Raw genomic sequence first — 22,656 nt, 5'->3', positions numbered from 1 at the left:
GCCGCCTCCGCCCGGCAGCTGTCGCCCCGCGCGGCGCTGCCGCCGCGGGCCAGCCGTCAGCAGCCGGCAGCGCGCAAGCCGCTTGCCCCGGCATCCCTAAGCATGCGCCACCCCGGCCGCCGCCAGCAACACCGTGATTCCTTGCTGCGCCAGTTGTTGGGCAATCGCGAGACCAATGCCTTTGTGGCGCCGGTGACCAGCGCCACGCGGCCGTTTTCGTATTCCATGGTATTTCCTCTCTGGTGAAAAAACGCATGGTGCGATAAAACGGGGCGCGTGATAAGCAGCAGTATCGCGCACAGGCCGTTCGCGCTGGCGAACAGCAAAACTGCCGGCGAACCGCAGTTCGCGGTGTTTCATCCTGAGCGCGCTGAGCGATGGTCAAACGTGCCGCCGGCGGCGTCAGGCAGGTAGATTAGCCCTCTGCAAGCTTTTCGCGAACGGCCTTCGCGCTGGCGCCCGCATCCTTCACGAGTTGCTGCAGACGATCTTTTGTGACGCCCAGTTCCTTTGTCCAGTATGCGACCTCGTGAGGCTCGTTAACATTGATGCGGGCTCGGTCTTGCGCGCCGCGTTTATTCAGGTCATCACTCATCTCTTGCTCCTTTTCGATTATGGGCTTAGGCCAGCATCCCACAAACCGGCCCATCCATCCGTTATTTCGCGCACACTGATCTGACGGCACCCTGCAGGTGCCGCCTCCAGCCGCCTGTCCTTCTTGCCGGCCGCCAGCCGCTCGCCAGCCAGCGCGCTCACTCGCGCACCGTCGCTGGCAGGGGCCGGCAGCTGGTCAAACTGGCAGACCGGTTTGACTGGATTGGGGCAAACAGGGCACCGGCGCCGGCGTGCTGGCACTTCACGCAGCCGTGCCCCCTTGTCGGAAAGGCATCTCACTGCCTATCGGGCCACGACTTCGGGCGGAGACTTCAGCGCTTATTTCGGAAAGCCGGGCGGGAGCTTGTCGCTCGCGGCGAGTCGATATGACGGAACGTGATGCGGCCCTTGCTCAGGTCGTATGCGGACAGCTCCAGGGTGACCCGATCACCGGCAAGAATGCGAATGAAGTTTTTCTTCATTCGGCCAGCGGTGTAGGCAATAAGATTGTGGCCGTTTTCTAATTCGACGCGGAAACGGCTGTCGGGCAGGATGTCCTGGACCACGCCTTGCATCTCGATGAGTTCTTCTTTTGCCATGACTCAGCCCTCCTGCACTAGGAAGATCTGTCGAGCTTGTGCGCCGAAACCCGAATTGGCGAGCCTGTACGCGGCAAGCTTGTGGCCGAGCGGGCCTGCTGGCTGCGCATCGACGGCCTTACTGATGTTGGCGATGACATCATAGCGACCGCCATTCGGCCTGATCTGGCCAATACCTTTTAACCTGCTAAACCAATGAATAATGCCTGTATGTGTACTAATACGCTGCTCCTAGCTGTGGACGAATGATCCCAACTCTCAAGTAGAGCCAAAGGTCGAGAATCGGACAGGAATGGGCGAGGCCTAAACAGGAAGGAAAAAAGACGGTGGCAAAATGCAGAGGTGGTCCCGCAGTGTACAACAAAAGGCGATGTTGAGCTAATGACGTCTTGATGGGAACTCTCATCAGGACAAACGGGGACGCGCCCATCCATAGCGCGAGCGCCCATAATGTGCTGAAATCCGCATCAGTATTGGTGGTGCTCCGAGCCGGAATCACATATCAAAACAAATCAACCACTTATGCCAGCAATGTGTAATTTTTACGTAACTGGTTGCGTATTTCACCGTTACTGGATGGACTGTTCGACCACATGGACAGCATGTGTTTGGCAAGCCTCGCGCTCCAGACGTAGGTCGGACGGAACTCAACTGACTCAACCTTAGGTGCAGATACCAAGGGGAACTGCCATACGATAGCTTCCTCTATTACTATGGTTAAGTGCTCGCTACTTTAAGAGACGGGAGAGCGAACCACCACCAATCACCGCCACTTGTAGTGCACCGGCTTTTTCCTTAATGTAACTTCCCAAGAATTTTTAGAGCATAAATCAAATTTAACGCCCGTGTCTGCTGCGAATGTATCATCACCCTTCCCTCATAAGAACCAAGCAGGTAAATGTTGGCTTCGCCATGAACACTGCAGTGCTTTAGCATGTTCAAGGCGTAGCTCGTAGAATGGCCATTGATATTATCAGAAAGGGGCTCGCGCATAAAAATAACCCAAAAAAGAAAAACTAATTATATGTTAGTAAAGAACGACGTAGTAACGTTGCGCTTTTATTTCCAGCAGTCACATAGACATAGTGCCGACTAAGATTTTATCCATTATGACATTCTCAAAGAAAAAAATCTTCTCACGAATATCTGTTCCTGACCACAAAGAATCTATCGGCCCGCTCTGAAAAGATATACAGCAGATATCCCTAGAAAATTTTCCTCAGACTAGCCTCTTGGCCACGAAACGTTTACCACCAAACCGGGAGTAGCCCGCTGTAAAGTAGCTGTCGCCACTTCCGGAGAAATCATCTCTTCCCGCCGCAGCATGTTGACTCCGAGCCCAGTTGACTCTGAAATGAAACCGCTGTTCTCGATAAAAGTGGTCATCTGCTTACCTTCGTAAAGGTAGAGGACAATGAACTTGATGGCTTCAGGATTGTAAACAATGCCATTATGTGTCACTTTATGTTTGGATGCGGCAAGAGCTGGGCGATATTTTCTTACGAAATACCAAGGAGCCTTAAATAATGGTTTACATTTGTGCCTCCTATCTGGAAGCACGAGAAATAAATCAATGTTCTGCTCACTAGCTTTATGAGGTATGACCCATTTCTCACCCTTGAGAGTCAGGAACGAGTAAGGCTCAGGAACAACTCGGATGGCTTCATGAGCTTTCAGTATCAAAGGTTCTTGAAAAGTATGAAGGTCGATCTCAACACCTTCACATGCTGCGATAACACTTTTAATTATCACAGGTCGGTCTTTCCTGTTTACAAGAACAACCGAACTAATTCGTTCTCCTATACTGCTGATACTCCACACGTAGGAGAATGAAACGCCAGTACCTATTTTCTTAACTGCGAGGTAAAAGCTAATTGGAAAGATGGCTAAGCCAGGCACAATTTTGAAGAATTCTTGAAAAGAGAAAATAAGATCGCAAGTCATTTCAATGTTCTAGAAATATGGTTATCAATCGTTCACAAAGGGCATGTATTGGCCGGTTTCAGGCTCAACGACTGCCATCATTTTGAGCGCATCACTTGCTTTGCTTGGCCTTGTACTTCGGGTTAGCTAAAAAACTGTCTCGAACGACGGTTCCTGCGGCGTCAACTTTCCAAGCTCCAGCAATCGCCTCGGGCGGAACAAAATCATTGGCCCATAAGTACCATCAATAACGTAGACCCAACCAATCCATGCGCCGCTCCGCACTCCACTTATGCCGCAGCCACCCGCCCGCGCTCCTAAAAACTATGCATCGCGGCGTATATCAATATTGTTTAAGACAGCATATTTAACCTTGGGGTCACGGATTTCATATAAATTGGAACCCTTGGGTCCCTTTTCTTCACAACGCCGAACGAGACCCATCGCCTCCATGCCAACTATGTAGTTGGACGTCGACCCACCAGTCCGCGCAGCTTCGTCCAAAGTTGTAGTCGTAAATTGGCACTTTGATAATTTCAACAAGTGCGCAATGTACGAGTAAACATCCATAGTGTTGGATTTAGCATTATTTTTTTTGGGATAATACTCATAATAGCTAAAGCCTTTTACAAATTCTTTAATTCCGAAATCCATCGCCTCTACAGAAATTTTAGTAGCTTGGGCATTAATGCGATATTGCTCACGGAAAATTTTATGCATGAGCTGCCAGAGATCACGCGGATTTGCATTAGCAAGAGGAACGACATCTTTTTTGAAATAATCTGGATCTTCAAATATTTCCGCATAATTATTAATGCCAGAATTAGAATGCTCGGCCAACCGTTTATTCAAAACCAACATGAGCGCGTCTGCAGTCCATTCTATGGGCTCTACACAAAATTTATTCGAGCGGAAATCAGATTTTACTTTTTGGTAAGGGATACTCCATATAGAAAAAATGAACTGAAGTTTTTGATTATAAAACAATTCATTTTCGGTTAGAAATGGGCGCAAAAAATCAGCTATCAAATCTGAGTCATTTTTCCACCTAGAATCTTCATCGATTCGATCAAGAATGAACGTCGTTCTAGAAATACCAATCTTCCCACATAGATCCAAGGCTTTTCCTAAAATTATGGAATTTGCCGTTGACTCATCAAAAGTATCATCGACCGATAAGTGAATTTGTTTGAAATATTCTTTTTTATCACCTGCAGCACCGATTGATGGCAATCCCATGGACTTACTTATCGCGTCTGATGCCGCGTCTACAGCTGCACCAGCAACGTTATTTAATAAGCCGAGCAAGGAATTCCATATAGATACTCCAGCCCGTTTCATCCAGGAATGTTGAATTACCTGCATTTCATTCAATATTGAATTTCTCGATATTGACGTCGTGTGTTTCTTTAACAAATAAGACAATAACAACTTGTCTTGTTTATTAATTTTCGTCCTCAGTGATATACTTGCCGCAATTGTTCTCAATATAAGACCTGAGAGATTATCGAGATAGAACCCATGTATATCAGATTTATTTGGAATTAACGGAAGCGCCGAATAATCGGAGATTGGAACTATTGACGCGGCACACTCGGTAGTAAGCCGATATAAAAGTGCAGTTTTCCCTGTCCCCCGTTCCCCATAGATAAAAACATTTTTCCCTTCTTTAGCCGCACTTGACGAAGTAGAGTACGCAATTGGCCTGATAAAAGCCTTATTTAAAAATTCCTTTTCCTCTTCAGCCGTGAATACCGAGAATGGATAATTGTTTAAGCCAATGTTTTTACTAAAATCCTCGAATTCGATCATCATCCACTCTATTTTGCATGTCAAGATTTAACGAAGTGCATCTGCACTGGCCTTAGCCGATCTTCCGAACTAGCTTTTATTTCAACAGGATCACATCTTACCTCAGAGAAAACTTTACCGGTAGTCACAATAGCGCAAGCGCAACTCTAGTTTGTGCGAAACAGCAACGAGGCGGCCAATACATGCACCGCCTCGCCCTGTCTCACCTATGCCGCTGCCAATTCCCCACCCTGCGACACCGGGTCGCAGTCGCTAGGGGGCAGGCATCCCCGTTCCAAAGGGCGTCACCAGCGCCCACTATGTCCAAATAAACTGCCCTTGGCGCAGCAGGAAGCCCGCCCGGTAGCCGCCACCGACACCGCCCTCCCAGCCGACCGCATAGGACCAGCGGACGCCGCCTCCCAGTCTCGGTTTGGTCCCAAAACGGAAAAGGGGCTACACACCGAAGCATGTAACCCCTTGATTCTTTACAACTAAAATTCTGGCTCCCCGACCTGTACTCGAACCAGGGACCTGCGGATTAACAGAACGGGGCTCTGTAAGCCTATGGGCAGTAAGTAGAAGAAACGCAACGAGTTTTCAGCCTGTGCCGCCGTGGCGCTCAAGCCCCCCTGATACCGAGACATTATGGCTGCTGCATTGACATCGCTGGCGAAAAGTTGATTCGGGCCAAGGGCTTGGCACTGCCGAACGCCGAACTGGGATCGAAGCCGTCCATCACTTTAGTCAGCAATAATTTTATCGAAAACAGCCTTCATTCCTAACGGCTTATGACCCGTTTGCGCCATTCGAGCTGCAATTAAATTCCGGAATATTTCGTACCCGACGATTCCACTTTCGCCATCAATAAATTGCTTCAGAATCTCACGCCCAGGAAGTTTTTTCTTCCAGGACCCATCAGAAAAACTTTGTTCAAACTCCGATCGAAATTCCAACTCTTTCGCAACCAGTTTCTCCTCTGAAAGACCATCAGTGATTAATTTAACAATATTCTCCGAAGATTTTGATGCTGCGGAATGCAGTGCTGCTCCTATCGTCAACGTACTAGGGTCGAAGCCAAGCTTTATAGATCTAACTATTGCTGAGTTGGCATGTGATCGCATTTTATTTACAAGCATAGTAGGAACCACCTTCCGGGCGGCCTCCGACATTTTCAACGCAACAGCATTTTCATCATATTTTGCGTTCAGCCCCAATGAATTCAAAACATCAGCTATGATAGCTGGTTCCAAAAGATAATTTTCTATATGATAAACATCCCACACAAAGCGATTAACGCCCTCAGCCTCCTGAATAGATTCTTCTGAATCGCTATCTGTTATAGCATAAAATTTTGTTGGCAAATCGCCTTTTTTATAAGCTCGATCTAAAATTTCGTGTAACAATTTAACTCTAATTTTATTAGTTCCAGATATTAAATTTATTCCTTTCAGTTCCGACTGAAACAATGAATAAGAAAAAGTTTTGTCGAAATCGGAATCTCCTCCACCTTCAAAGATCAATCCTTTTCCACCCGGACGATATGTCGCAAGATCACCAACTAAGTCCGCCGTAGCCATTTCAAGATCTGCAGTTACAACTAGCGGTCGTAATTGAGATGAGCCCACAGGCTCCGTCCCGCATGGCAGCATGTGGAATACATTAAAACCGGGTTTTCCAACGGCCTCTCTTATTAATGCGTCAGAGTGTGTAACAAGCCAAAGTTGATTTTCAAGTGCCTCGCCCAAATGCTTACGATAGAAATCAGGAAGTCCGCGAATCAGCCGAGGATTTAAATGCAACTCCGGCTCATCTAATAAAATTATAGAATCTCGTGGTGCAGAGCTACGTATCCTGAGATAACCATAAAGAATTTCCTTCTCGCCCGAGCTCAACTCGTCTAGATCATGGACCGCCCCTGAAGCTGTCTGCACTGGGAATGCAAGACTGCCCTCTGCAGTCGGCTGCGGCCCAAGAAATTTCTTGTCTGGGAAAAATGATTCGAATAATTCTTTTAGAGTATTAGTGATTGACACACCCTCCTGTTTTCTTCCGGGGGCGGACCTCTCTGCCAAAAGTTCTTTTATGTAGCTTCCGGCCATCTCGCTTTTCACATTATTATATTTGTTATTATAATTGTAAATTGCATGCTGGCTTTGCTGTTGAGTAGCTTGATCGAGATTTAAGTTAATCCCTTGCACATTTTCACGACTATAGTGCCTTTGAGCTCCATGAAAATCGATAACGCCAATTTGTCTTGGTCGATAATTAGAAAAAATTACTGTTAGCAAATGCGAAGACTGGATTGTAACAGCGCCCTCAGGGCTGATCACCATACGTCCAACTATCTGAGGTAAGGCCAGCTCAGCCATCAAAAGCGGGAGTTCCGCGTTAACTCTTGCGGTTACCTCTGGCTGCCTTTCCCTGAATTGCGCGGAAAATAAAGCTTTTCTATATCCACCATACTGGTACGCCTCAGGCAATAAAATTTGCCATAGAGTCGTCTCTAGTAGTTCCGCGCCATTCTGGTTTATATAAGATCTTTCCGCATCTCGAATTCTAAATGCGCATTCGATCACTACTGGTTGCGATGAATCATTAAACAGACCTTTTAAATTTGCCGATCCACCATGAAGTTGAATTGCGAATTCACCAAAGAAATGCTGAAATTCGTTCTGCTGATACCCACCGTAAACACTCTTTAACAATCTTATTGCATCGAAGATACAGGACTTACCTGACCCATTTTGCCCAGCAACAATGATCGTATCGCCTAAATCCTTAACATCTATATTCGTTATACCGCGAAAATTCTTTATTGATATATTATCAATCTTCATTTAACTGGCCTTAGAATGTGTGGGTAATCAAGGTGAGGTTTTCGAATACATGCTCATTAGGATAACATTTTACTTGCACGAAAGTACAGAAATTGTCGCAAATGAAAGACTATCTAGTTAGCCCGGTAAGTGGGACGGCCAACCGTGCCAGGCTTCGGTCAAGTAGATAGGATGCCATTGTTTCCGGTGAAATCATTTAGGGGGCTTGTACTTTGCGGTCGTAGGAATCCACGAAGATCCCGGTCGTCATCGAAGGCGGGAGGCGCCACTGCCCCGCCACGGCGCGTCTGGTCCGCTTTACCGCTAGTCGGTTGTAACCAGAGGAGATCAGCTGCAGGCCGCGTAATGGATCGCACATGAAAGTGCGCCCCCCGGACAGATAACCTGAGGCTTCTGAGCGATGTCCGTCAAACCGTAACTTGGCGGCTATAGCCGGGCACCGCGATGATTGGCTATTTGATCGCTGGTGCACCATCCACGGTATAGCGTATCGTCAACCCATCACCAACCCTGTAACCTCTGCGAACTTGGCGCGGAACAAGGACGGCAGTTTCCAGCAGCAGGCGGTCATGGATGCGCGCCAGCTTCGCGGCGCTGTCATACTGGACGAGGAAGTTGGAAGTTGATGCCAAAACCGGCCCCGTATAGCTTCCGCGGAGTTCGTCGGTATCGCCATAGGGATAGCCTTCGCCATCGAGCGATAGCAGCAGATAGTTCAACTCCTCTTCACGCGCCTGGAGCGGATTGATCAATTGCTCGACTGCCCACGCCTTCGCATCGTCAGCGACGGAGAACTGACCACCACGTTCGATCACCACTTGCAGCGTTGCGCCTTTGTCGTTGACGCTGTTGTCGTAGACATAGACCGCATCGGCGATTTCAGCCGCGCGCGGCAGCAGCGCCAACGTCCTGTGGTAGCGTTCGCGCACTTTTTCGGGTTGCACATAGTGACCGGTCGTACTGCCGGTTTCGTAACGGTATGTGACCCGCTCGACGTTTTTTTCGGGATCGTCGGTGGTAATGAACGTCAAAAACAGGTGATAGCCTTGCTCCTTCAGCAGAAGCATTTCGCTGATTCTCGACGGGTGCGACATCACCGTCTCGAACGCAAACGGCAGCCGACCTGCAATCGCGGTGGCGCGTGCTTGCATGGCGGCGCGCTGGGCAGCTTCATCCCGCGCATTCTGGTCGACAAAATCACCTTCCAGGTCTTTGGCGACCTGGTCAGGGTTGATGAAGTAAGTGGGCAGCGCAACGACGCCGCCCATGGTGGCCAATCCCGTCTGTTTGAGCTCCTCTATCAGTGAAGTCTTGCCGGAGCCGTTCGGCCCGGCAAAGACAACCACCAAGGGACTTGTCTCCGACGCTTCTTTTTTATCGGCCATCGCAAAAAACGCGGCCTGAGCCGCGTTTCAAAAAGAGGATTGGTTATTTTCGGTTCGCCAGGCGTCGGCCGGCGTAGCTCGCCAAATCAAACGTGGTGGCGGTGTTGACGTCGCGCTTGGGGGAAATCTCGGCATGCCGCTTAATCTCGGCCAGGGTTTGCTCCATATTGCCGACGATGGCTTTATCCCATTGCCTCACTGTGGCACCGAGAAACGGCGCATCGCCCCGCAACGTGGTGGGATGCTTGAATCGATTAGCTTCGCCGCGCATTTTGAGTTTCATGGCAATTCTCCTACTTCGATGCCTTCATTATAGACCAAAGCAGTCGCAGGCCTGCTTGTGCGGTCAAGTTGCCCCGAATTGCCCAACAGTCCCAACAGCGCTGCAATCGGATCGTCCCTTGTTTCAACATTCCGCCCGTGTTAACGGCCGGACACCGCCGGCCGTCAATCAACGGCTTGGACCCAGTTCCGGGCACACGCCCCGCATACCTTGGTCCAGCCCATAACCCGCAATGAACTTACCTGCAAACCGCGCCGCCCTGCCCTGCCCTGCGTTCGCATATGCATGCAGCGCCGCTTAAGCAGTGGCCAAGCAAGCGGCGTCTCTCGCCGTCGCCATCATGCACGCGCCAGCCCGGCCGAGCAGCGACCGGCCGACACCTTCGACTTAACCCCCACGTGGCGAATAGCAAAGCCTCCTTTCGGCGTTGCGCCATCGCCGGCGTCGTGTCAACCAGCGATCCAGGGATAGAAAATGACGTATCCAAGACCGAACAGCAGGAAGCCCCTATCACTAAACCGATCGCCGCCAGCGTCAACCACATGCAAGCGTGGATGATCCAGGCGCCAAACCGTGCCGCCGCCGAGAACGGCCACACCAACACGCGCAACATCCATGCCACGATCGACGACAGCACCGAGATATACTCCCGCACCTCGCACAAAGCGTTGGCAAAACCTATCCATACCTGGCGCATGATCATCGCTCCCTGAGTTGCCGTTCGTGCGACGCGGCGCGCTCGCGCTCAACCGGCAAGCCCATCGCCCGCTGGCACAGGTTCACCAGGCCCACGGCCAGCAGCCGGTCCGATGCGTCGTCGGCGCTGGCCAGTATCCGCGCGATGCTGGCGTACCGGTGTAGCATCGCCGCTTCATGCCGGCGACTGTGCTCGTGGAGCGCCGCTCGATCTGCCTTCGTTGTCCCGCTGAATAGCGCGGCGCCGCGCGCCTGCAGATGATGGAGGCCCTGACTGGTGCCGCGTTTCGGCTGGAAGCGTTCGAGCCGGCTGGACGCGGCGGCGTCGATACCACGCTCGTGCAGCCGTCCGGCAAACCGTTCGCGCCAGCGCCGCAGGTCTTCCTTGCGCGGATTAAGACGCCTGCCTTCTTCGTCGGCAATCTTGACGCACAGGTGCACATGGGGATGCGGCGACGGCTCCTTGGCCGGATCGTCCAGATAGGTATGCAATGCCATGGCGTACTGGTGTCCGGAGAACTCTTCCCGCGCGAAATCGCGCGCCGCGCGCTGCAGCGACTGCGCATCGGTGCCCGCCGGCATCGACAGGACGATGTTCAAGGCCTCGCGCCGTCCCGACTCATCCGGGATCGGCGTACCGCCGTTCTGCCAGGCATAGCCCAGCCATGCCAGGTCGTCCTTGCCCACGTAGCGCTCGCCGTCCTGGTCTTCGAGCGGCAGTTGGCCGTGGCGCGATATATAGTCGAGATGCGCGCGGATACGCCTCATACCGCGACCGCCACCGGAGATGCGTACCATCGCCTGCGGCGTTTTGCGCACTATTCCGTTCAGACGCTGGCGCACACCGCCGGCGTCATTTGGGCGACCGTTCTGCTTGAGCGCACGCGCCGGACGCGTATGCATACGCCGTGTTTGCCGCTGGTTGAATCCGTCCGCATCCCATCGCAGCAAATAGGCGTCGATCTGCTCACGGTTCATGATCTGCCCCACCGCGCGGCATTGCTCGCCAGCAGCTGCGCCACGCTGTCGATATGACGCGTCAGTTGCCCATGCAGCGTTTCCAGCACTTTGTGCAATGCCGGATCGGCCGGAGGCTGGGCTGCCTGCAGCGCACGCGCGATCTGTTGGAGATGGCGTGCGATCGTCAGCAGCGCCAGATTGGATTTTCCCAGCACCGCCATTTCCGCCCCGCTCAGTTGTGGCTCGTCCCGCATCGCGCCGCGCAATAACGAGATAATCCAGCGCTGTTCCGACATGCCGCTGCTGTGCGCGCGCGCACGGACGAAACCCGCCTCCTCGGACGTCAGCCCGATTTCACGTCGCACCTTCGTTCCGGTGGCCGTAGGCGTCGCACTTGTCCCAAGCAGAGGTGGCTCTTCCATCAGCTTGGCGACCACCTGCCGGAACGCCGCGCTGGGTGTGATCTGTTGCGCGGCGCAATAGTCGAGCCAGCGCTGCTTGTACGCGCCCAGGTCGATGTTGATACGGTTCGGTCTGATTGTCATGGTGGCCTCGCTCGCGGCACGCCCGCACAACTTCAATGTACGCCGCCCACAGCGGAGCACTTTGATCGGCGTCAGCCTATCCTGCAATCGCTTCTACAAGCAAGTTTTCCTTGAAATTTTCAAGCCCGAGACGGGTGAAAAGCCAGCCTCGGCAGTAAGCCCGTCCAGCTGCAAGCCACGTCCAGTCCGCTTCCAGCGCAACCCGCTGCACCATCCCCGCGTACACCGCCACCAGCGCCTGTAGCGTCGCCGACAGCGCGCCGTCGTCCGCCGCCCCATCCCGCCGCAGCCGGTTGATCACCGCTTCCAGTTCCACCACTGTTAGCGTGTCGCGCATGCCATCCTTCATCACGGCAAAAAAAAGCCGCGCCCGGCCATCATCGCCGGACGCGGCCTTACGGCGTTGTCATTCGTCAACGTCTCCCTCCTCCGTCGCCGCCGTGCCGACAGACTCCGTCTCCGGCTCCGCCAGCACCGGCGGCAGCCAGCCGCTGTCGGCCAGCGCCCGCGCCGCCGCCTCGGCCGCCGCCTGCTTGCCCATGCGCTCCAGCGGCACCGCGTGCGCCGGCGAGGTGGCCTGCGCCACCACCGCCAGCAGGTGCGCTTTCGGCACGTGCGCGAAATAGGCCTGCGCGGTCGGCTGCCACCACTTGCGCATGTCCAGTCCCACCGTGCGCGCCAGCTCGGTCACCGCCGGCGGCGTGCGCTCGTCCTGCTGCACGCCGTCGATGGTGCAAGCGGTGCAGAAGGCGATGCAGTCGTCGACGATGGTGCGCGGCTGGGCTGCCAGCCATGCCATCAGGCCGGCACTGCCGCCGTCTTCCGGCAGCAATGCCGCCAGCGCCGCCCGCTGCGTCTGCCAGCAGGTCCAGGCCGCGCCGTCCTCGGCCTCCGGCGGCAGCTGCGGCGGCTTGACGTCCAGCTGCACCACCCGCCCGCCGCGTGCGGCATAAAACACCTGCCGCAGCAGGTGGTGCGCCAACACCCGCAACGCCACCTCGGGCTGGCGCACCAGCTCGGCCCGCAGGGCCAGCGTGCGCTGCCCAGTCAGGGCGGCGGTCAGGCGCGCGCTGTGCGGTCCGCGTACGCGCGCCTTGGCCTTGCCCTCGGCCGCCGCCCCCGCCGCCCCCTGCGGCCGGTCCTGCGGCGGGATCAGGCCGCGCAGCACGCAGGCCTTGCCCTTGTCGTCCACCGTGACAAGCGCCCCGGCCAGGGCCAGGTCGGCGCGGTCGGGCCGTTGCAGCGCGGCCCGCAACTGCCGTTGTTCGACTTCGACGGCCGCCAGTTCGCGCAGCGCAGCGCCGTCCTCCTCTCCCTCCTCCGCGCTGGCGTCCAGCTGCTCGCGCAGCTGGACGGCCCGCTCCTGCAACTGCGCCAGCCGCGCCGCCTGTTCGGCGTTCGGCGTCAGCGCTTCGGTGCGCACCCGGCCATAGGCCGCCAGTGCGGCGGCGTCTACCCGGCAGCGCACCTCGATCCAACGCCAGCCCTCCTTGTGCAGCCGAGCCCCCAGCCGTTCCAGCCGGGCGTGCGCCAGCCGGTCCAGCAGGGCGACATCGTCGATATAACCCTGCTCCTGCGTGCTGAACAGGTCGCGCGTGACCAGCCCGCCGGCCTGCTGGTAGGCCTTCACGCCGACATAGCGCGCCACCCGGTCCTGCCCCACCGCCACGCAGTGCTGGGTCAGCAGGCGGCGCAGCCGCTGCGGCTGGCGTTCCCAGTCGCTCAGGCTGTCCCATGCGGCCAGCTGCGCCGCGTGGTCGTCGCTGACCGCCAGCGCCGCCATCTGCTCGTAGCTGGCGCGGTCGCGCCGGTACAGCTCGAACAGGCGCGGCGCGACGTTGGCCAGCTTGAGGCGCTGGCGCACCGTCAGCTCGCCGACGCCGAAGGCCAGCGCGATGTCGGCTACGCCGCGCCCCTGCGCCGCCAGCGCGCGCATGGCGTCGAAGATGTCGGCCGCGTGCATCGGCGCGCGCCCGAGGTTTTCCGCCAGGCTGACCAGCACCGCCTCGTCCTCGCCGACCAGCAGGTACGGCAGCTGGTAATCCTCGGGCAGGTCGCCCTCGGCGATCAGCTGGCCCACGACCTGCCAGCGGCCGTCGCCCGCCGCCACCGCCAGCAGGCCGGTCGGCACGCCGTCGCGCCGCTCGGCGTAGCACACCAGATTCTGCAAAATACCGTGGGCCCGCACCAGCGCCTTCAGTTCGCGCAGGTCGCGCGGCTGCTTGCGCGTGTTGGCCGGGCTGCGCACCAGCTGCGCATGGGTGGCCGTACCCATGGTGGCATGGCTCAGGATGGCCTGCGATGCCGTCCTCAGCGCCTGCGCCGTGTGTTGTGTTGCATCGCCGCCGGTGGCGGCCGTTTGTTCCAGATCAGACATGATGTTCTCCTTGTTTCGTTTAAGGTGCGGCCGGCGCGCCCGCGCCAGCCGCATGCTGGCTCAGTCCAGCAGGGCGAACAGCTGCCCGGCTTCCGGCTGCTGGCCGATGTAGGCGCGCAGGCAGTAGAACAGCTCCGCATAGCGCGCGCCGCCGCGCATAAAGGACATGCGGTTCAGCGCCATGGCCGTGACGCCCATGCCGGTGACCTTGCCCGGCAGCCAGCCGTCGTAGCCGTTGCCGTCGCCAACGAGGTGGTAGGCCGGCGCGCCGGTCGGCGCCATGAACGCGCCGCCGTTCGACAGCAGGTAAAAGTCCCAGTAGCCGCCGGTGTAGCTGACGCACAGCCGGCCCATGGTGTCGTACACCGTGTTTTCGGCCAGCAGGAAATGCGGCCCGAAGCGCTGCGGCAGGAAGCGCAGGCGTTGCTCGCAGGGTACCTGCTGCGCGCTGATCGTGCCGCCGTCGGCCGCCAATGCGGCCAGGACTTGTTCGTCGTGATCCATGTCGTTCTCCTTGAATGAAAGTTGAGAGTGAAAGGAACCCGCACTTCATCCTGCAGACAGATTTTTGCGCTGTGCGCGGCTGATCCCGCCACGCGTTCCCCTCGCCCGACCCGGGGGACGCGTGGCGGGATTGGCGCACAGCGCGGCCTGTGGCAGGTGAACCAGGGGGGGCCTCGGCGCCGGCGGCGCCCCAGGGCGGGACGCGGCCGGCTTCATAGCGCCAGCGGCGGCTCAAAGGCCATGCCAGCGGCCGTATCGCTGGCATGGCCTTTGAAAGCGCCCTGCCCTCACTTCAGGTCGTTGGGAGGTTGGGGCCGCGGTGTGTCGCGCGCAGCGCGGCTCTCCGCCCTGGTGTGCCCCCTCCGGGAGTGGCGTAGCCTCTCCCGCACTTCAGCCGTGGCCCTTGGCCGTGGGGGGTGCGAGAGGAGGACTGCAGGCGGGCCGCAGGCCCGGTCCCGCAGGGACGGAGCGCAGCGACCCGGAAGGAGGACGTGCCCGAAGGGCCTCGCCCGGATCAAGGTGTGTAAAGCTGTCCGGCGGATGTCCTACATGACGCGCCTGTGGGACGCGGCTCACGCCGGAAGCTCCTAGTGCTTAAGTGTCTGCCCATATTACGCCCACGCCAAGGCACCCAAGAAGGTCGGTTTTACCGGCGCGGACCAATTTCCGATGACCGCAAGCGCAACTCAAAGTACCGGATCAATGCCTAGTCGTTGAATCAGCTCCTGCTGCAGCTCAATTGGAGAGAGTTTTCGCTTTCCCGCATCCGTCTTGATATACACCTCCTGCCCACCGGTCGCAAAAAGCAATGTGCGCCGGACCGATGGCACTCGAATTTCCACGACAAACAAATCATTGATCGGCGTAGAACCATTACTCACCGGATGAAGGTCGATCCGATAGGTAGACGGAGCGATAGGAGGAACAATCTGGTGCAGACGTTCCGTGACAATGCGCCGCAGTTCATCGCAGTCCTGCGGCCGAAGTTGGACTCCAACGATAGATCTGTCCGAGTCACGGATTCCCCAAAAAATGGCACCCTCTTGCGCTGTGCCAGCATTCATAAACGCGACTGCGTACTGATCTACAACCCCTTTGATTGCGCCAAGTGGATTGTTCCCCTTTACCTCTTTGAATTCGCAGGAGCGATTTTCCTGAGCCGGGTACTGTGTCCCGTGAACCCATTTTGCCTGACGCACCGACCGCAGGTTGGGCTTTCGCGTGTCGTACCACGAATTAAAGGCTGCGAGCGACGTCGCCTCCCTCCGTGCTACGGATAGCTGCGTCACAGATCCTGCCCCGGCGCGAACATCATCACCGCCAGGGCAAAGTAGAAACACTTGGGAGTCACGAGCAATCTCATCGAGAACTGGAATGAAAAACTCCCGTTCGTCGCTCGACCAACGCCACAACACTTCGTCGACAATAAGCGGGAGCTTGAATCGGGCCCTTCGACGCGCAGCGAACTGGCCGATCAACTCTGCTGCTGAATGCGCAATGCTAGATCCAGCGTAACTCGCATGGTTACTTTTTAGCCGGACATCTGCCCACAGTGGATGATCCTTGATTGCGTCAGGAAGTAGGTTTTCCACCTCGCGAAAATCGAGTGATCCAAAATCAGTCTGCCTCATATGCCCAATCATCAGACGCTGGTTCTCGGTTCCGGACATTGCCGCAAGCGCCTGAAGAGCTAACGGCTCGGCCGTTTTCGACACTTCAGATTTACCATGTAATGATGCCGCGATATGAAGGCACACCGTTTCGGAGATAGCCCCGTCCTCCATGACGAGAGCAACCGAGGAAGGCCCGATCCCCCCAGCAGTCAACGACAATGCAGGGCTCCCAACAATGGCAGCCAGCATCGCTCCCGCCATTTGCGTTTTACCTGAGCCATTGTTGCCAACGATCCAATTTATCGCGTGCGGCTTAAAATGGAATTCCGCATCGGCGAATGGACCAAAATTCTTCAGGCTGATTTTCGTGAAATACATGACGTCTTTGATGACTTAAAGTGTTACGGTAGGATCGCGACCAACCGTACGAATCCAAGTGACAGCGAAGCTGCACCCTCTATGTTCAACGCGAGCACCATTTTAGATGAGGCATGCGAAGACAGCAGTAATCACTGGCCTTGGGAACCGTCGCCCAAAACAGGACGGGCCGATATCACGGCGTACCGGCTTGGTCACTTGAAGTGGGTGCGCACCTGGGAAAGAGGAAGCGGTTTTTGGCGTGACAATTGAACACAGGTATCGGTCCGCGCGATATTTTCCTGACCATCGGCGTGGCTATGTTGACCGGTCGCTACAGCGTTGCGAGCAGGATCTTTCGCGATTGATTGCCTATCTCGAAAGCAGTGTCCCGACAATCAGTTCCGCTCCTTAAAACTCTGCGCCCAATCGATCACCTCCTTAGCGTTGTACAGCGGCTGCGCCCTGCCCGTCTTTGTGGGCAGCCGGATCGCCTTGGGAAATCCCGGTAAACAAGCCATCCGCTCCCGCACCACCTGGGGATCACGCTTCAGATACTGCGCAATGATCGCGATATCCCACAGATCAATCGCCAAGGGAATCGCCGGTCGGACATATACCGCCAGCGCATGTGCCAAACGTTCGACAAATTCTATATCGTTCATGACGTCCTCACCTTCTACCTCACACAAAAATGTGCGGTCATGAAGTACATCATGAGGTCGTCAATCGGTCCGCTACGCGATCCAGATCAACCCGTCGGCGGATAGATGCAAAAACCATCACATAAATGTAAACCAGGAAATCTGTTTGCCTTGTTTGCTTCGTCGATAGCGACGACCATCGATTGGAACCAGCTTGCTTGAAAGCGTCAACGCCGTGGCGCGTGAGTATTCTGTATCAAGGGCAAGTATTTTAGGCGAAGTAAAATCTTGTTGATGCAAATACACACCGCTGGGGTGTACCGAATGAACCTATCGGATCAAGGCGTTCGGCATTCCGAAAAAATAAAGAGAGTCTAGATTGACGTACCTGTCTGGAACATTGCTGTAGCCTAAACCTCTACCACTTGATAGCGAAGCCACATATGCTCGCTTCCCGGCGCGCATGACAGCTTCAATTAGGGGGCGGTAATCCACGTCACCAGAAACCAAATACACTGCATCTAAAGCATCATTTTTCACGTACTCCATCACATCGACGCAAATGCTGATATCGACAGACTTCGTTTTAGTCCTTCGCGCCTCTTTTTTAAAAACTTTCGGAAGGACACGAAGCTGATGTTGCCCGATGCTGGCGTAAGGAATTTCGCGTGTTTGACAGGAACCGATAGCAGTGTTGAGGTCTTCCAACGCGTCGACATCTCCGGTCATCGTCGTGTAGTACGTGACGCGTTCGAGAATATCGCCACCATATAAATTAGCTATAGTATATGGTGACCACACGAATTTCTTGGGGTCATATTTAATAGGCTCCGCCATACCCCCCTGCGGGGTATGGTCCCTATGTTTTAGCCCTTCCCCCACCATCGCTTCAAATCGGTTCAGGAGATTCTCACCGTCCACGAACGCCATAACCCTACCCATAGATTCCCCTCTAAAAACTTACACAGTGCCTACGCTAGGAAGAATTCGACGCGAGCACATTCGCGACCAAATGGCATTGAGCAAGATCGCCAGATGTTTTAGCCTTCCCCAAAAACGCTATGAGCGCTATCTCCACTTGAGATGACTGAGCCAGTCTATTCTAAGCGATGGTCAGCCAACGCCAATTTCTTGCCCTGGCGAAATCGCCAGAGGTAAAATTATCATCAAGATAACAGCGAATATCAAATAATTATTGCCACCTTCTAGCGCAACCTGGCTACAACGTGGCTCTTGAAAAAAAACAAAACGGCTTGCTTTGAACGTAGCGACATGGCCGGCCACCAAACAGCCGTGGCACTGCTTGGGGCGCATCAGCACTTTGCCGGTGCTGCGTTGTCCTAGGCACAGCGCTTTGATTGACGCACCGGGTCCGGCGTTTCGTTGGATATAGCGCGGTGCTCGCGCTCCAAGTGGGATGCGTCATAAATCATGATATATTTATCGTTTCTACAACGGAAGAAAAAATGTTGAGCGACCCCGACTTGCGGAATGTTTCCGATCTCACTACTGGAGATTTCATCGCGTTTGAGCTATTCGACGCGGACGTCTGGCGCGCCTTCCGCATTAGCCGAAGTGCGCTGGACGTGCTAAGCAATGGCCGTGATCTGGCCCCGTTGCAGTCGTTTAAGCAGAATATCGATCGCATAAAAGGAGTCGCGTTCAACGCCCATAAAGTGGGTAACGGCTACGTCGTTCTGGATTCCGACAGCTTTAAATAACCGACGCGTTAGGAGGCAAACATGCGATTCAATCTAGAGCTCGGGGCGGGAGAATATCGGCATGCGGATGTACTCTTCATCGGGCACATAGCGAAAGTGTCCCTGTGGATGGGCGATCCCCTAGACTCCGTCGAAAGCCAGTACCAAATGCAATTCGGCGACGACTGGGTCACGAAAGGTGATTTGGAAAAGGCGCATGATGCAATTCGGGTTGCAATTGCTGACGCGCTTGATCGTGGTTTCGACCCTTTTCCGGTCGAATTACTGCCAGAACGCAGCAGCCCAAGATGGGTCGGTCGTATCCTTGATCTATCCAATCCCCAGCAGTAAATCACGCCGCCGCCCCCTCCACGCTCGTGCGCGAACTTCGCTTGAATCAGCGCGCGAGCCATCGGAAGACAGACCCTATTAGGCGTTACGAGAATCGTTCAAACCAAACCGGCGGCCAAAAAGCACAGGATGTCCTCGTCCATGAAGATTTTGACAAATCATCTCGCTCCGGCATAGATCCTCCCCCTTACCCTCATTGCAGCTTTTTGGAAAGCTCCTCAGCCGTCTCGTTGTAATAGGTCTGTAGCTCATTCAAATTACGATGCCCCACCACTCTCGCCAGCTCCAGCACATTGAGCCTCTTCGCCAAGCGCGTAATCGCCTCGTGGCGCGTGTCGTGGAATTTCAAGTCGTCGATCTGGCAGCGCGCCTTCGCCTTGCGAAACAAGGCATCCAGGCTCGCAGCGGTGATGTCGAACACCGCGTCTCCAGCCGGCATCAACGCGATCAACTCCAGCGCCCGCGTGGACAAAGGCACATCGCGCTTGGTGCCATTCTTGGTGCGTGGTAGATGGGCCACGCGGCCTTTGATGTCGTCGCGACGCAAGCCGCAAATCTCGCCGGCGCGCATCCCTGTCTCGATCGCGAACAAGAACGCCACCGCGACCACTCCACTCCTTGTCGTGACAGGGCTTTCGTCAAACCCCAATGCCACACAAAGGCGGTCGATTTCATCCTCGCTGATACGGCGGTCGCGCGGCGCCGAGCCTTTGGGCCGCCGCACATCGGTGGTCGGACTCTTGACGATCCACTTCCACTCCCTCCGTGCGGTCGTGAATACGTGCGACAGCAGATTGAGCTCGCGGATCACGGAAGCGCCTTTGACCTTGTCGGCGAAATTGGCGGCGAATGTGCCGCGCAACCTCAGATCGCGCCACTGGCCAAGCACGTCGGAACTCACTTCGCTCAAAGGCAGGCTGCCAAGCCGCCGGCCGCCGACCACATGGTCGGCGATGGCCGCAAGCCGGTGCCCTTCCATGCGATGCCCACGCTTGTGGACCGATACTTCCTTCAGATAGCGGTGAAAGGCCTCGTCCAGCGTTTTGAGCGTATCCGTCGGCGCGCTCTCGCCTTGGCGGATCTGGGTTTCGCGCGCGGCCGCCCAGGCGACCGCCTCCGCCTTGGTCGTAAAAGTCTTGGTGTCCCGCGTGCCACGTACCGCAACCGCAGCGCGCCAGCCCTTCGCTGTTCTGGTGAAGCTCGCCATAACTGTCGAGTTGTGTAAAACGTGTGTAAATTTTGTGTAAATCGTAGCGGGAATAATAGGTCCGAAACGGCGTTCCGCACTTGATTCCCCACAAACAAAAACGCCATAAATCCCTGTTTTACAAGGACTTATGGCGTTCTGTGCAGTAGTACTAAATTGGGGGCTGGTGCTCCGAGCCGGAATCGAACCGGCACGCCTTGCGGCGGCAGATTTTAAGTCTGACGAGTATTTCTTTTGAATCAGCAACTTAACACTTATTTTCGTTCCGCACTCAGCAAAAAATAAATTCCATTTTCCCGGGCTTGGAAAAATTTGCAGGTGGTTTTGCGGAACGGATTTTGAGGGCGTGGCGTCACAAACGACCAAGATCAAGTTGCCACCACCGTTGCCATGACAATATTGGCAGAAGGAGATATAAACATGAATTTAGTCGAGCGCCGTACCCGACCGGACCGGGCAAAAGAAACCATCGTCAACGCCGGCATCATCATGGCCAGCGTTGACGGCCGCACCGCTGCCGCACTGTTCCTGGAGAGCGGGGGCGTCAAGTTCAGCACCATCGTGCGCGTGCTGGACGAGAACGGCCGGCGCCGGCGCCCTACCTCAGCGCCCGGTACTCCGCCTTAGTCAGTTCCCGCTCTTTGACATCGAACTCGCACAGCCAGCCATCACGCTCCAAGCGCTGCGGCCGGTCTTGGTGTGCTTCGCGAACGCGCAGGCCTCCCAGTCCAAAACTGGAATCGCCCATGAACTCGATATAGCAATCGATAATCCTCTTGGCTGCGAAGGTCGATATCTGGTAGCCATGCATTTCGGCGCAGGTCGTGTGGCGCTGCAGCGCATTGGAAAAATCCCCGGCAACCATTAATTTCCCGCACGTGCCGGAAGCCTGATGCAGCGCCGCACGGGGCCGCCGCACGCCGCTGATGTAGGTGTCCTTAACACGGAATCCGAGTGCGTTTTCCGGCGGCCGTAGTTCGCACAGCCAAGTCTGCGCGACACCCCGAACTTGGCCGTCGTCATTGCGCGTTTCTTCTATCCCGCTCAGCACCAGCTTCCAGCCCTTCAGCTGGACGAGGGCGGGTAGCTTCAGCTGCGCAAGGATGCGCTGCTCACCCAATGGGTGTAGCCTAGCAACACGGATGGGGCGGCGATTCCCCTCTTCCGTTATCTCGACCACCACCAGCTCAAGTAGGCCAGCCCCTTCAATCGCGGGCACCGGCGCTGCCAAGACGGCACCTCCCTCCCGCCGTCGCGCCACCCATGCTTTCATTTTTTGTTTCCCGTCAAGAATACTGTATTTACATACAGTATAATCTCCGAAGCAAAATCGCGCTATTATTTGATTTTCATCATCACGACTGGAATCCATATGTGCGTGAACTTTCGTCCTCCAGATCCGGAGCTGCTGGATACCGTCATGGGCGTGATCATTGATCTGCACGACACTGGGTTCTGGCGCACGGAGACTTGGAAGGATTACGGCGCGCCGATTGTTCGCCGCGGCGTCGACGGTCAGCGCGAGGGCCTGCTGGCCAGCTATGGAATGGTGCCGCGCAAGCGAATACCACCCGGCGTGCGGCCGTTCGACACGATGAATGCGCGTGCCGAAACTGTTGGCCAACTGCGCTCGTTTTCCGGCGCCTGGAAGAAGTCACAGCTGTGCTTGGTGCCGATGACCGCGTTCTACGAGCCCAATTATGAAATCGGAAAGCCGGTGCGCTGGGGGATCGGCATGGCAGACCAGTCGATGTTCGCCGTGGCCGGGCTGTGGCGGGAATGGGATGGTGAGGCCGGGCCGGAGCACTCGTTCACGCAACTGACGATAAACGCGGACGAGCACCCATTGATGCGGCGTTTTCACAAACCGGGCGATGAAAAGCGCGCACTGGTAATCGTGCCGCAGGCAGAGTGGGACGATTGGCTGGACTGCACCGCTCCCGAATACACGCGCAGTTTCTTGCGCCCCTACCCGGCCGAACAGATGCGCGCCTGGGAGTTCCCGGTGCCGCCGCGCGCCAAGAAACAGGAGGCGGTCACGCCGGCATCAGATACGCAGATGGGATTGCTATGATTGCCGAACTCGGAGAAGTTCGCGCGTGCGAGGCGGCCTCGTGCACACGATAAGCGTTCTCGGCGTACCGATATTAGTAGTCGAATCATCCACTTTAGGCGAGGAAAATTTTATGAAAAAGGTAGAAAAAGGCATTCTGTGTTCATGGATGGCAGATGGGTGCTTAGGAAATCGGGGTATTTAGACTTGGATAACTGGTCGCAATACAACAAA

General features: G+C 55.6%; 23 protein-coding genes and 1 tRNA gene. 6 read left to right on the top strand and 18 right to left on the bottom strand.

Going from position 1 to position 22,656, the window contains the following annotated elements:
• A partial coding sequence (locus tag GTP55_RS29955) for a hypothetical protein (RefSeq protein ID WP_229258164.1) occupies positions 1 to 246 on the top strand: 246 nt, incomplete at its 5' end.
• Between the two features lie 169 nt (positions 247 to 415).
• Here GTP55_RS29955 and GTP55_RS25805 read toward each other — a convergent pair.
• The 7 genes from GTP55_RS25805 to GTP55_RS25775 all read right to left on the bottom strand — a co-directional run bounded on the left by GTP55_RS25805 (position 416) and on the right by GTP55_RS25775 (position 9,415).
• A complete protein-coding gene (locus GTP55_RS25805) occupies positions 416 to 595 on the bottom strand; it encodes a DUF3606 domain-containing protein (RefSeq protein ID WP_161047657.1) in 180 nt (59 codons plus the stop codon).
• A 331-nt stretch (positions 596 to 926) separates the two neighbouring features.
• On the bottom strand, positions 927 to 1,193 hold the full coding sequence (gene infA, locus GTP55_RS25800) for a translation initiation factor IF-1 (protein WP_161047656.1): 267 nt from the start codon (positions 1,191 to 1,193) through the stop codon (positions 927 to 929).
• A gap of 1,224 nt (positions 1,194 to 2,417) precedes the next feature.
• Positions 2,418 to 3,137, bottom strand: a complete 720-nt coding sequence (locus GTP55_RS25795; protein WP_161047655.1) for a hypothetical protein — start codon at positions 3,135 to 3,137, stop codon at positions 2,418 to 2,420.
• A gap of 303 nt (positions 3,138 to 3,440) precedes the next feature.
• Positions 3,441 to 4,931 carry an anti-phage protein gene (locus GTP55_RS25790; RefSeq protein ID WP_161047654.1) on the bottom strand — a complete coding sequence of 497 codons (1,491 nt, stop codon included), beginning with the start codon at positions 4,929 to 4,931 and terminating at the stop codon, positions 3,441 to 3,443.
• A gap of 719 nt (positions 4,932 to 5,650) precedes the next feature.
• Positions 5,651 to 7,747, bottom strand: a complete 2,097-nt coding sequence (locus GTP55_RS25785; RefSeq protein WP_161047653.1) for an AAA family ATPase — start codon at positions 7,745 to 7,747, stop codon at positions 5,651 to 5,653.
• 452 nt (positions 7,748 to 8,199) lie between these two features.
• A complete protein-coding gene (locus tag GTP55_RS25780; RefSeq protein ID WP_161047652.1) occupies positions 8,200 to 9,132 on the bottom strand; it encodes an ATPase in 933 nt (310 codons plus the stop codon).
• A gap of 43 nt (positions 9,133 to 9,175) precedes the next feature.
• Complete coding sequence (locus GTP55_RS25775) at positions 9,176 to 9,415, bottom strand: hypothetical protein (RefSeq protein ID WP_161047651.1); 240 nt, start codon at positions 9,413 to 9,415, stop codon at positions 9,176 to 9,178.
• Between the two features lie 446 nt (positions 9,416 to 9,861).
• Between GTP55_RS25775 and GTP55_RS25770 the strand changes: the two genes are divergently transcribed.
• Positions 9,862 to 10,128 carry a hypothetical protein gene (locus tag GTP55_RS25770; RefSeq protein ID WP_161047650.1) on the top strand — a complete coding sequence of 89 codons (267 nt, stop codon included), beginning with the start codon at positions 9,862 to 9,864 and terminating at the stop codon, positions 10,126 to 10,128.
• On the opposite strand, the gene GTP55_RS25765 is transcribed toward GTP55_RS25770, so the two are convergent.
• The 8 genes from GTP55_RS25765 to GTP55_RS25730 form a co-directional block, all read right to left on the bottom strand.
• Positions 10,115 to 11,089 (bottom strand): relaxase/mobilization nuclease domain-containing protein, encoded by a 975-nt coding sequence (locus GTP55_RS25765; RefSeq protein WP_161047649.1) that lies wholly within the window; start codon positions 11,087 to 11,089, stop codon positions 10,115 to 10,117. The two genes, GTP55_RS25770 and GTP55_RS25765, sit on opposite strands and share 14 nt — an antisense overlap.
• Positions 11,086 to 11,616: a hypothetical protein gene (locus GTP55_RS25760; RefSeq protein WP_161047648.1), complete on the bottom strand. Its 531-nt coding sequence runs from the start codon at positions 11,614 to 11,616 to the stop codon at positions 11,086 to 11,088. The genes GTP55_RS25765 and GTP55_RS25760 overlap by 4 nt, the downstream gene beginning before the upstream one ends.
• 76 nt (positions 11,617 to 11,692) lie before the next feature.
• Entirely contained in the window at positions 11,693 to 11,953 is a 261-nt protein-coding gene (locus GTP55_RS25755; RefSeq protein WP_161047647.1) for a DUF3717 domain-containing protein, read from the bottom strand.
• 69 nt (positions 11,954 to 12,022) lie between these two features.
• Positions 12,023 to 13,993 carry a ParB/RepB/Spo0J family partition protein gene (locus tag GTP55_RS25750; protein ID WP_161047646.1) on the bottom strand — a complete coding sequence of 657 codons (1,971 nt, stop codon included), beginning with the start codon at positions 13,991 to 13,993 and terminating at the stop codon, positions 12,023 to 12,025.
• A gap of 60 nt (positions 13,994 to 14,053) precedes the next feature.
• The gene (locus GTP55_RS25745) at positions 14,054 to 14,497 is read right to left on the bottom strand and encodes an antirestriction protein (protein WP_161047645.1); all 444 of its coding nucleotides are present in this window, start codon (positions 14,495 to 14,497) and stop codon (positions 14,054 to 14,056) included.
• A gap of 686 nt (positions 14,498 to 15,183) precedes the next feature.
• The gene (locus GTP55_RS25740) at positions 15,184 to 16,488 is read right to left on the bottom strand and encodes an ATP-binding protein (RefSeq protein WP_161047644.1); all 1,305 of its coding nucleotides are present in this window, start codon (positions 16,486 to 16,488) and stop codon (positions 15,184 to 15,186) included.
• A 377-nt stretch (positions 16,489 to 16,865) separates the two neighbouring features.
• Positions 16,866 to 17,132, bottom strand: coding sequence for a hypothetical protein (locus GTP55_RS25735; RefSeq protein ID WP_161047643.1), 267 nt, complete (start codon positions 17,130 to 17,132; stop codon positions 16,866 to 16,868).
• A 309-nt stretch (positions 17,133 to 17,441) separates the two neighbouring features.
• Entirely contained in the window at positions 17,442 to 18,041 is a 600-nt protein-coding gene (locus GTP55_RS25730; RefSeq protein WP_161047642.1) for an NYN domain-containing protein, read from the bottom strand.
• A 536-nt stretch (positions 18,042 to 18,577) separates the two neighbouring features.
• On the opposite strand from GTP55_RS25730, the gene GTP55_RS25725 reads away from it, so the two are divergent.
• A complete protein-coding gene (locus GTP55_RS25725; protein WP_161047641.1) occupies positions 18,578 to 18,832 on the top strand; it encodes a hypothetical protein in 255 nt (84 codons plus the stop codon).
• Between the two features lie 21 nt (positions 18,833 to 18,853).
• Positions 18,854 to 19,162 carry a hypothetical protein gene (locus GTP55_RS25720; RefSeq protein ID WP_161047640.1) on the top strand — a complete coding sequence of 103 codons (309 nt, stop codon included), beginning with the start codon at positions 18,854 to 18,856 and terminating at the stop codon, positions 19,160 to 19,162.
• Positions 19,163 to 19,355: 193 nt separating this feature from the next.
• Here the strand turns inward: GTP55_RS25720 and GTP55_RS25715 are convergent, their stop codons facing one another.
• Both GTP55_RS25715 and GTP55_RS25710 read right to left on the bottom strand, forming a co-directional pair.
• Positions 19,356 to 20,369, bottom strand: a complete 1,014-nt coding sequence (locus GTP55_RS25715) for a site-specific integrase (RefSeq protein WP_161047639.1) — start codon at positions 20,367 to 20,369, stop codon at positions 19,356 to 19,358.
• 164 nt (positions 20,370 to 20,533) lie between these two features.
• Positions 20,534 to 20,627 (bottom strand) — tRNA-OTHER (locus tag GTP55_RS25710).
• 162 nt (positions 20,628 to 20,789) lie between these two features.
• Between GTP55_RS25710 and GTP55_RS25705 the strand changes: the two genes are divergently transcribed.
• Positions 20,790 to 20,996, top strand: coding sequence for a hypothetical protein (locus GTP55_RS25705; protein ID WP_161047638.1), 207 nt, complete (start codon positions 20,790 to 20,792; stop codon positions 20,994 to 20,996).
• On the opposite strand, the gene GTP55_RS25700 is transcribed toward GTP55_RS25705, so the two are convergent.
• Positions 20,968 to 21,642, bottom strand: a complete 675-nt coding sequence (locus GTP55_RS25700) for a hypothetical protein (protein WP_161047637.1) — start codon at positions 21,640 to 21,642, stop codon at positions 20,968 to 20,970. The two genes, GTP55_RS25705 and GTP55_RS25700, sit on opposite strands and share 29 nt — an antisense overlap.
• 99 nt (positions 21,643 to 21,741) lie before the next feature.
• On the opposite strand from GTP55_RS25700, the gene GTP55_RS25695 reads away from it, so the two are divergent.
• Positions 21,742 to 22,443, top strand: a complete 702-nt coding sequence (locus GTP55_RS25695; RefSeq protein ID WP_161047664.1) for an SOS response-associated peptidase — start codon at positions 21,742 to 21,744, stop codon at positions 22,441 to 22,443.
• The last annotated feature ends 213 nt before the right edge of the window (positions 22,444 to 22,656 follow it).

The organism is Duganella margarita (genome assembly GCF_009857535.1).
GTDB classification, from domain to species: Bacteria; Pseudomonadota; Gammaproteobacteria; order Burkholderiales; family Burkholderiaceae_D; genus Rugamonas; species Rugamonas margarita.
The sequence above is the reverse complement of the archived record's forward strand: the minus strand, read 5'-3'. Positions and strand labels throughout refer to the sequence as shown.

What these genes read in the sequence shown, in the direction of transcription:
- GTP55_RS25725 (WP_161047641.1), top strand. Translation starts at nt 18,578, where the DNA reads ATGTTGAGCGACCCCGACTTGCGGAATGTTTCCGATCTCACTACTGGA.
- GTP55_RS25790 (WP_161047654.1), bottom strand. Translation starts at nt 4,931, where the DNA reads ATGATGATCGAATTCGAGGATTTTAGTAAAAACATTGGCTTAAACAAT.
- GTP55_RS25775 (WP_161047651.1), bottom strand. Translation starts at nt 9,415, where the DNA reads ATGAAACTCAAAATGCGCGGCGAAGCTAATCGATTCAAGCATCCCACC.
- GTP55_RS25700 (WP_161047637.1), bottom strand. Translation starts at nt 21,642, where the DNA reads ATGAAAGCATGGGTGGCGCGACGGCGGGAGGGAGGTGCCGTCTTGGCA.
- GTP55_RS25785 (WP_161047653.1), bottom strand. Translation starts at nt 7,747, where the DNA reads ATGAAGATTGATAATATATCAATAAAGAATTTTCGCGGTATAACGAAT.
- GTP55_RS25755 (WP_161047647.1), bottom strand. Translation starts at nt 11,953, where the DNA reads ATGCGCGACACGCTAACAGTGGTGGAACTGGAAGCGGTGATCAACCGG.
- GTP55_RS25765 (WP_161047649.1), bottom strand. Translation starts at nt 11,089, where the DNA reads ATGAACCGTGAGCAGATCGACGCCTATTTGCTGCGATGGGATGCGGAC.
- GTP55_RS25750 (WP_161047646.1), bottom strand. Translation starts at nt 13,993, where the DNA reads ATGTCTGATCTGGAACAAACGGCCGCCACCGGCGGCGATGCAACACAA.
- GTP55_RS25795 (WP_161047655.1), bottom strand. Translation starts at nt 3,137, where the DNA reads ATGACTTGCGATCTTATTTTCTCTTTTCAAGAATTCTTCAAAATTGTG.
- GTP55_RS25695 (WP_161047664.1), top strand. Translation starts at nt 21,742, where the DNA reads ATGTGCGTGAACTTTCGTCCTCCAGATCCGGAGCTGCTGGATACCGTC.
- infA (WP_161047656.1), bottom strand. Translation starts at nt 1,193, where the DNA reads ATGGCAAAAGAAGAACTCATCGAGATGCAAGGCGTGGTCCAGGACATC.
- GTP55_RS25740 (WP_161047644.1), bottom strand. Translation starts at nt 16,488, where the DNA reads ATGTATTTCACGAAAATCAGCCTGAAGAATTTTGGTCCATTCGCCGAT.
- GTP55_RS25805 (WP_161047657.1), bottom strand. Translation starts at nt 595, where the DNA reads ATGAGTGATGACCTGAATAAACGCGGCGCGCAAGACCGAGCCCGCATC.
- GTP55_RS25715 (WP_161047639.1), bottom strand. Translation starts at nt 20,369, where the DNA reads ATGGCGAGCTTCACCAGAACAGCGAAGGGCTGGCGCGCTGCGGTTGCG.
- GTP55_RS25760 (WP_161047648.1), bottom strand. Translation starts at nt 11,616, where the DNA reads ATGACAATCAGACCGAACCGTATCAACATCGACCTGGGCGCGTACAAG.
- GTP55_RS25745 (WP_161047645.1), bottom strand. Translation starts at nt 14,497, where the DNA reads ATGGATCACGACGAACAAGTCCTGGCCGCATTGGCGGCCGACGGCGGC.
- GTP55_RS25730 (WP_161047642.1), bottom strand. Translation starts at nt 18,041, where the DNA reads ATGGCGTTCGTGGACGGTGAGAATCTCCTGAACCGATTTGAAGCGATG.
- GTP55_RS25705 (WP_161047638.1), top strand. Translation starts at nt 20,790, where the DNA reads ATGAATTTAGTCGAGCGCCGTACCCGACCGGACCGGGCAAAAGAAACC.
- GTP55_RS25780 (WP_161047652.1), bottom strand. Translation starts at nt 9,132, where the DNA reads ATGGCCGATAAAAAAGAAGCGTCGGAGACAAGTCCCTTGGTGGTTGTC.
- GTP55_RS25735 (WP_161047643.1), bottom strand. Translation starts at nt 17,132, where the DNA reads ATGAACGATATAGAATTTGTCGAACGTTTGGCACATGCGCTGGCGGTA.
- GTP55_RS25720 (WP_161047640.1), top strand. Translation starts at nt 18,854, where the DNA reads ATGCGATTCAATCTAGAGCTCGGGGCGGGAGAATATCGGCATGCGGAT.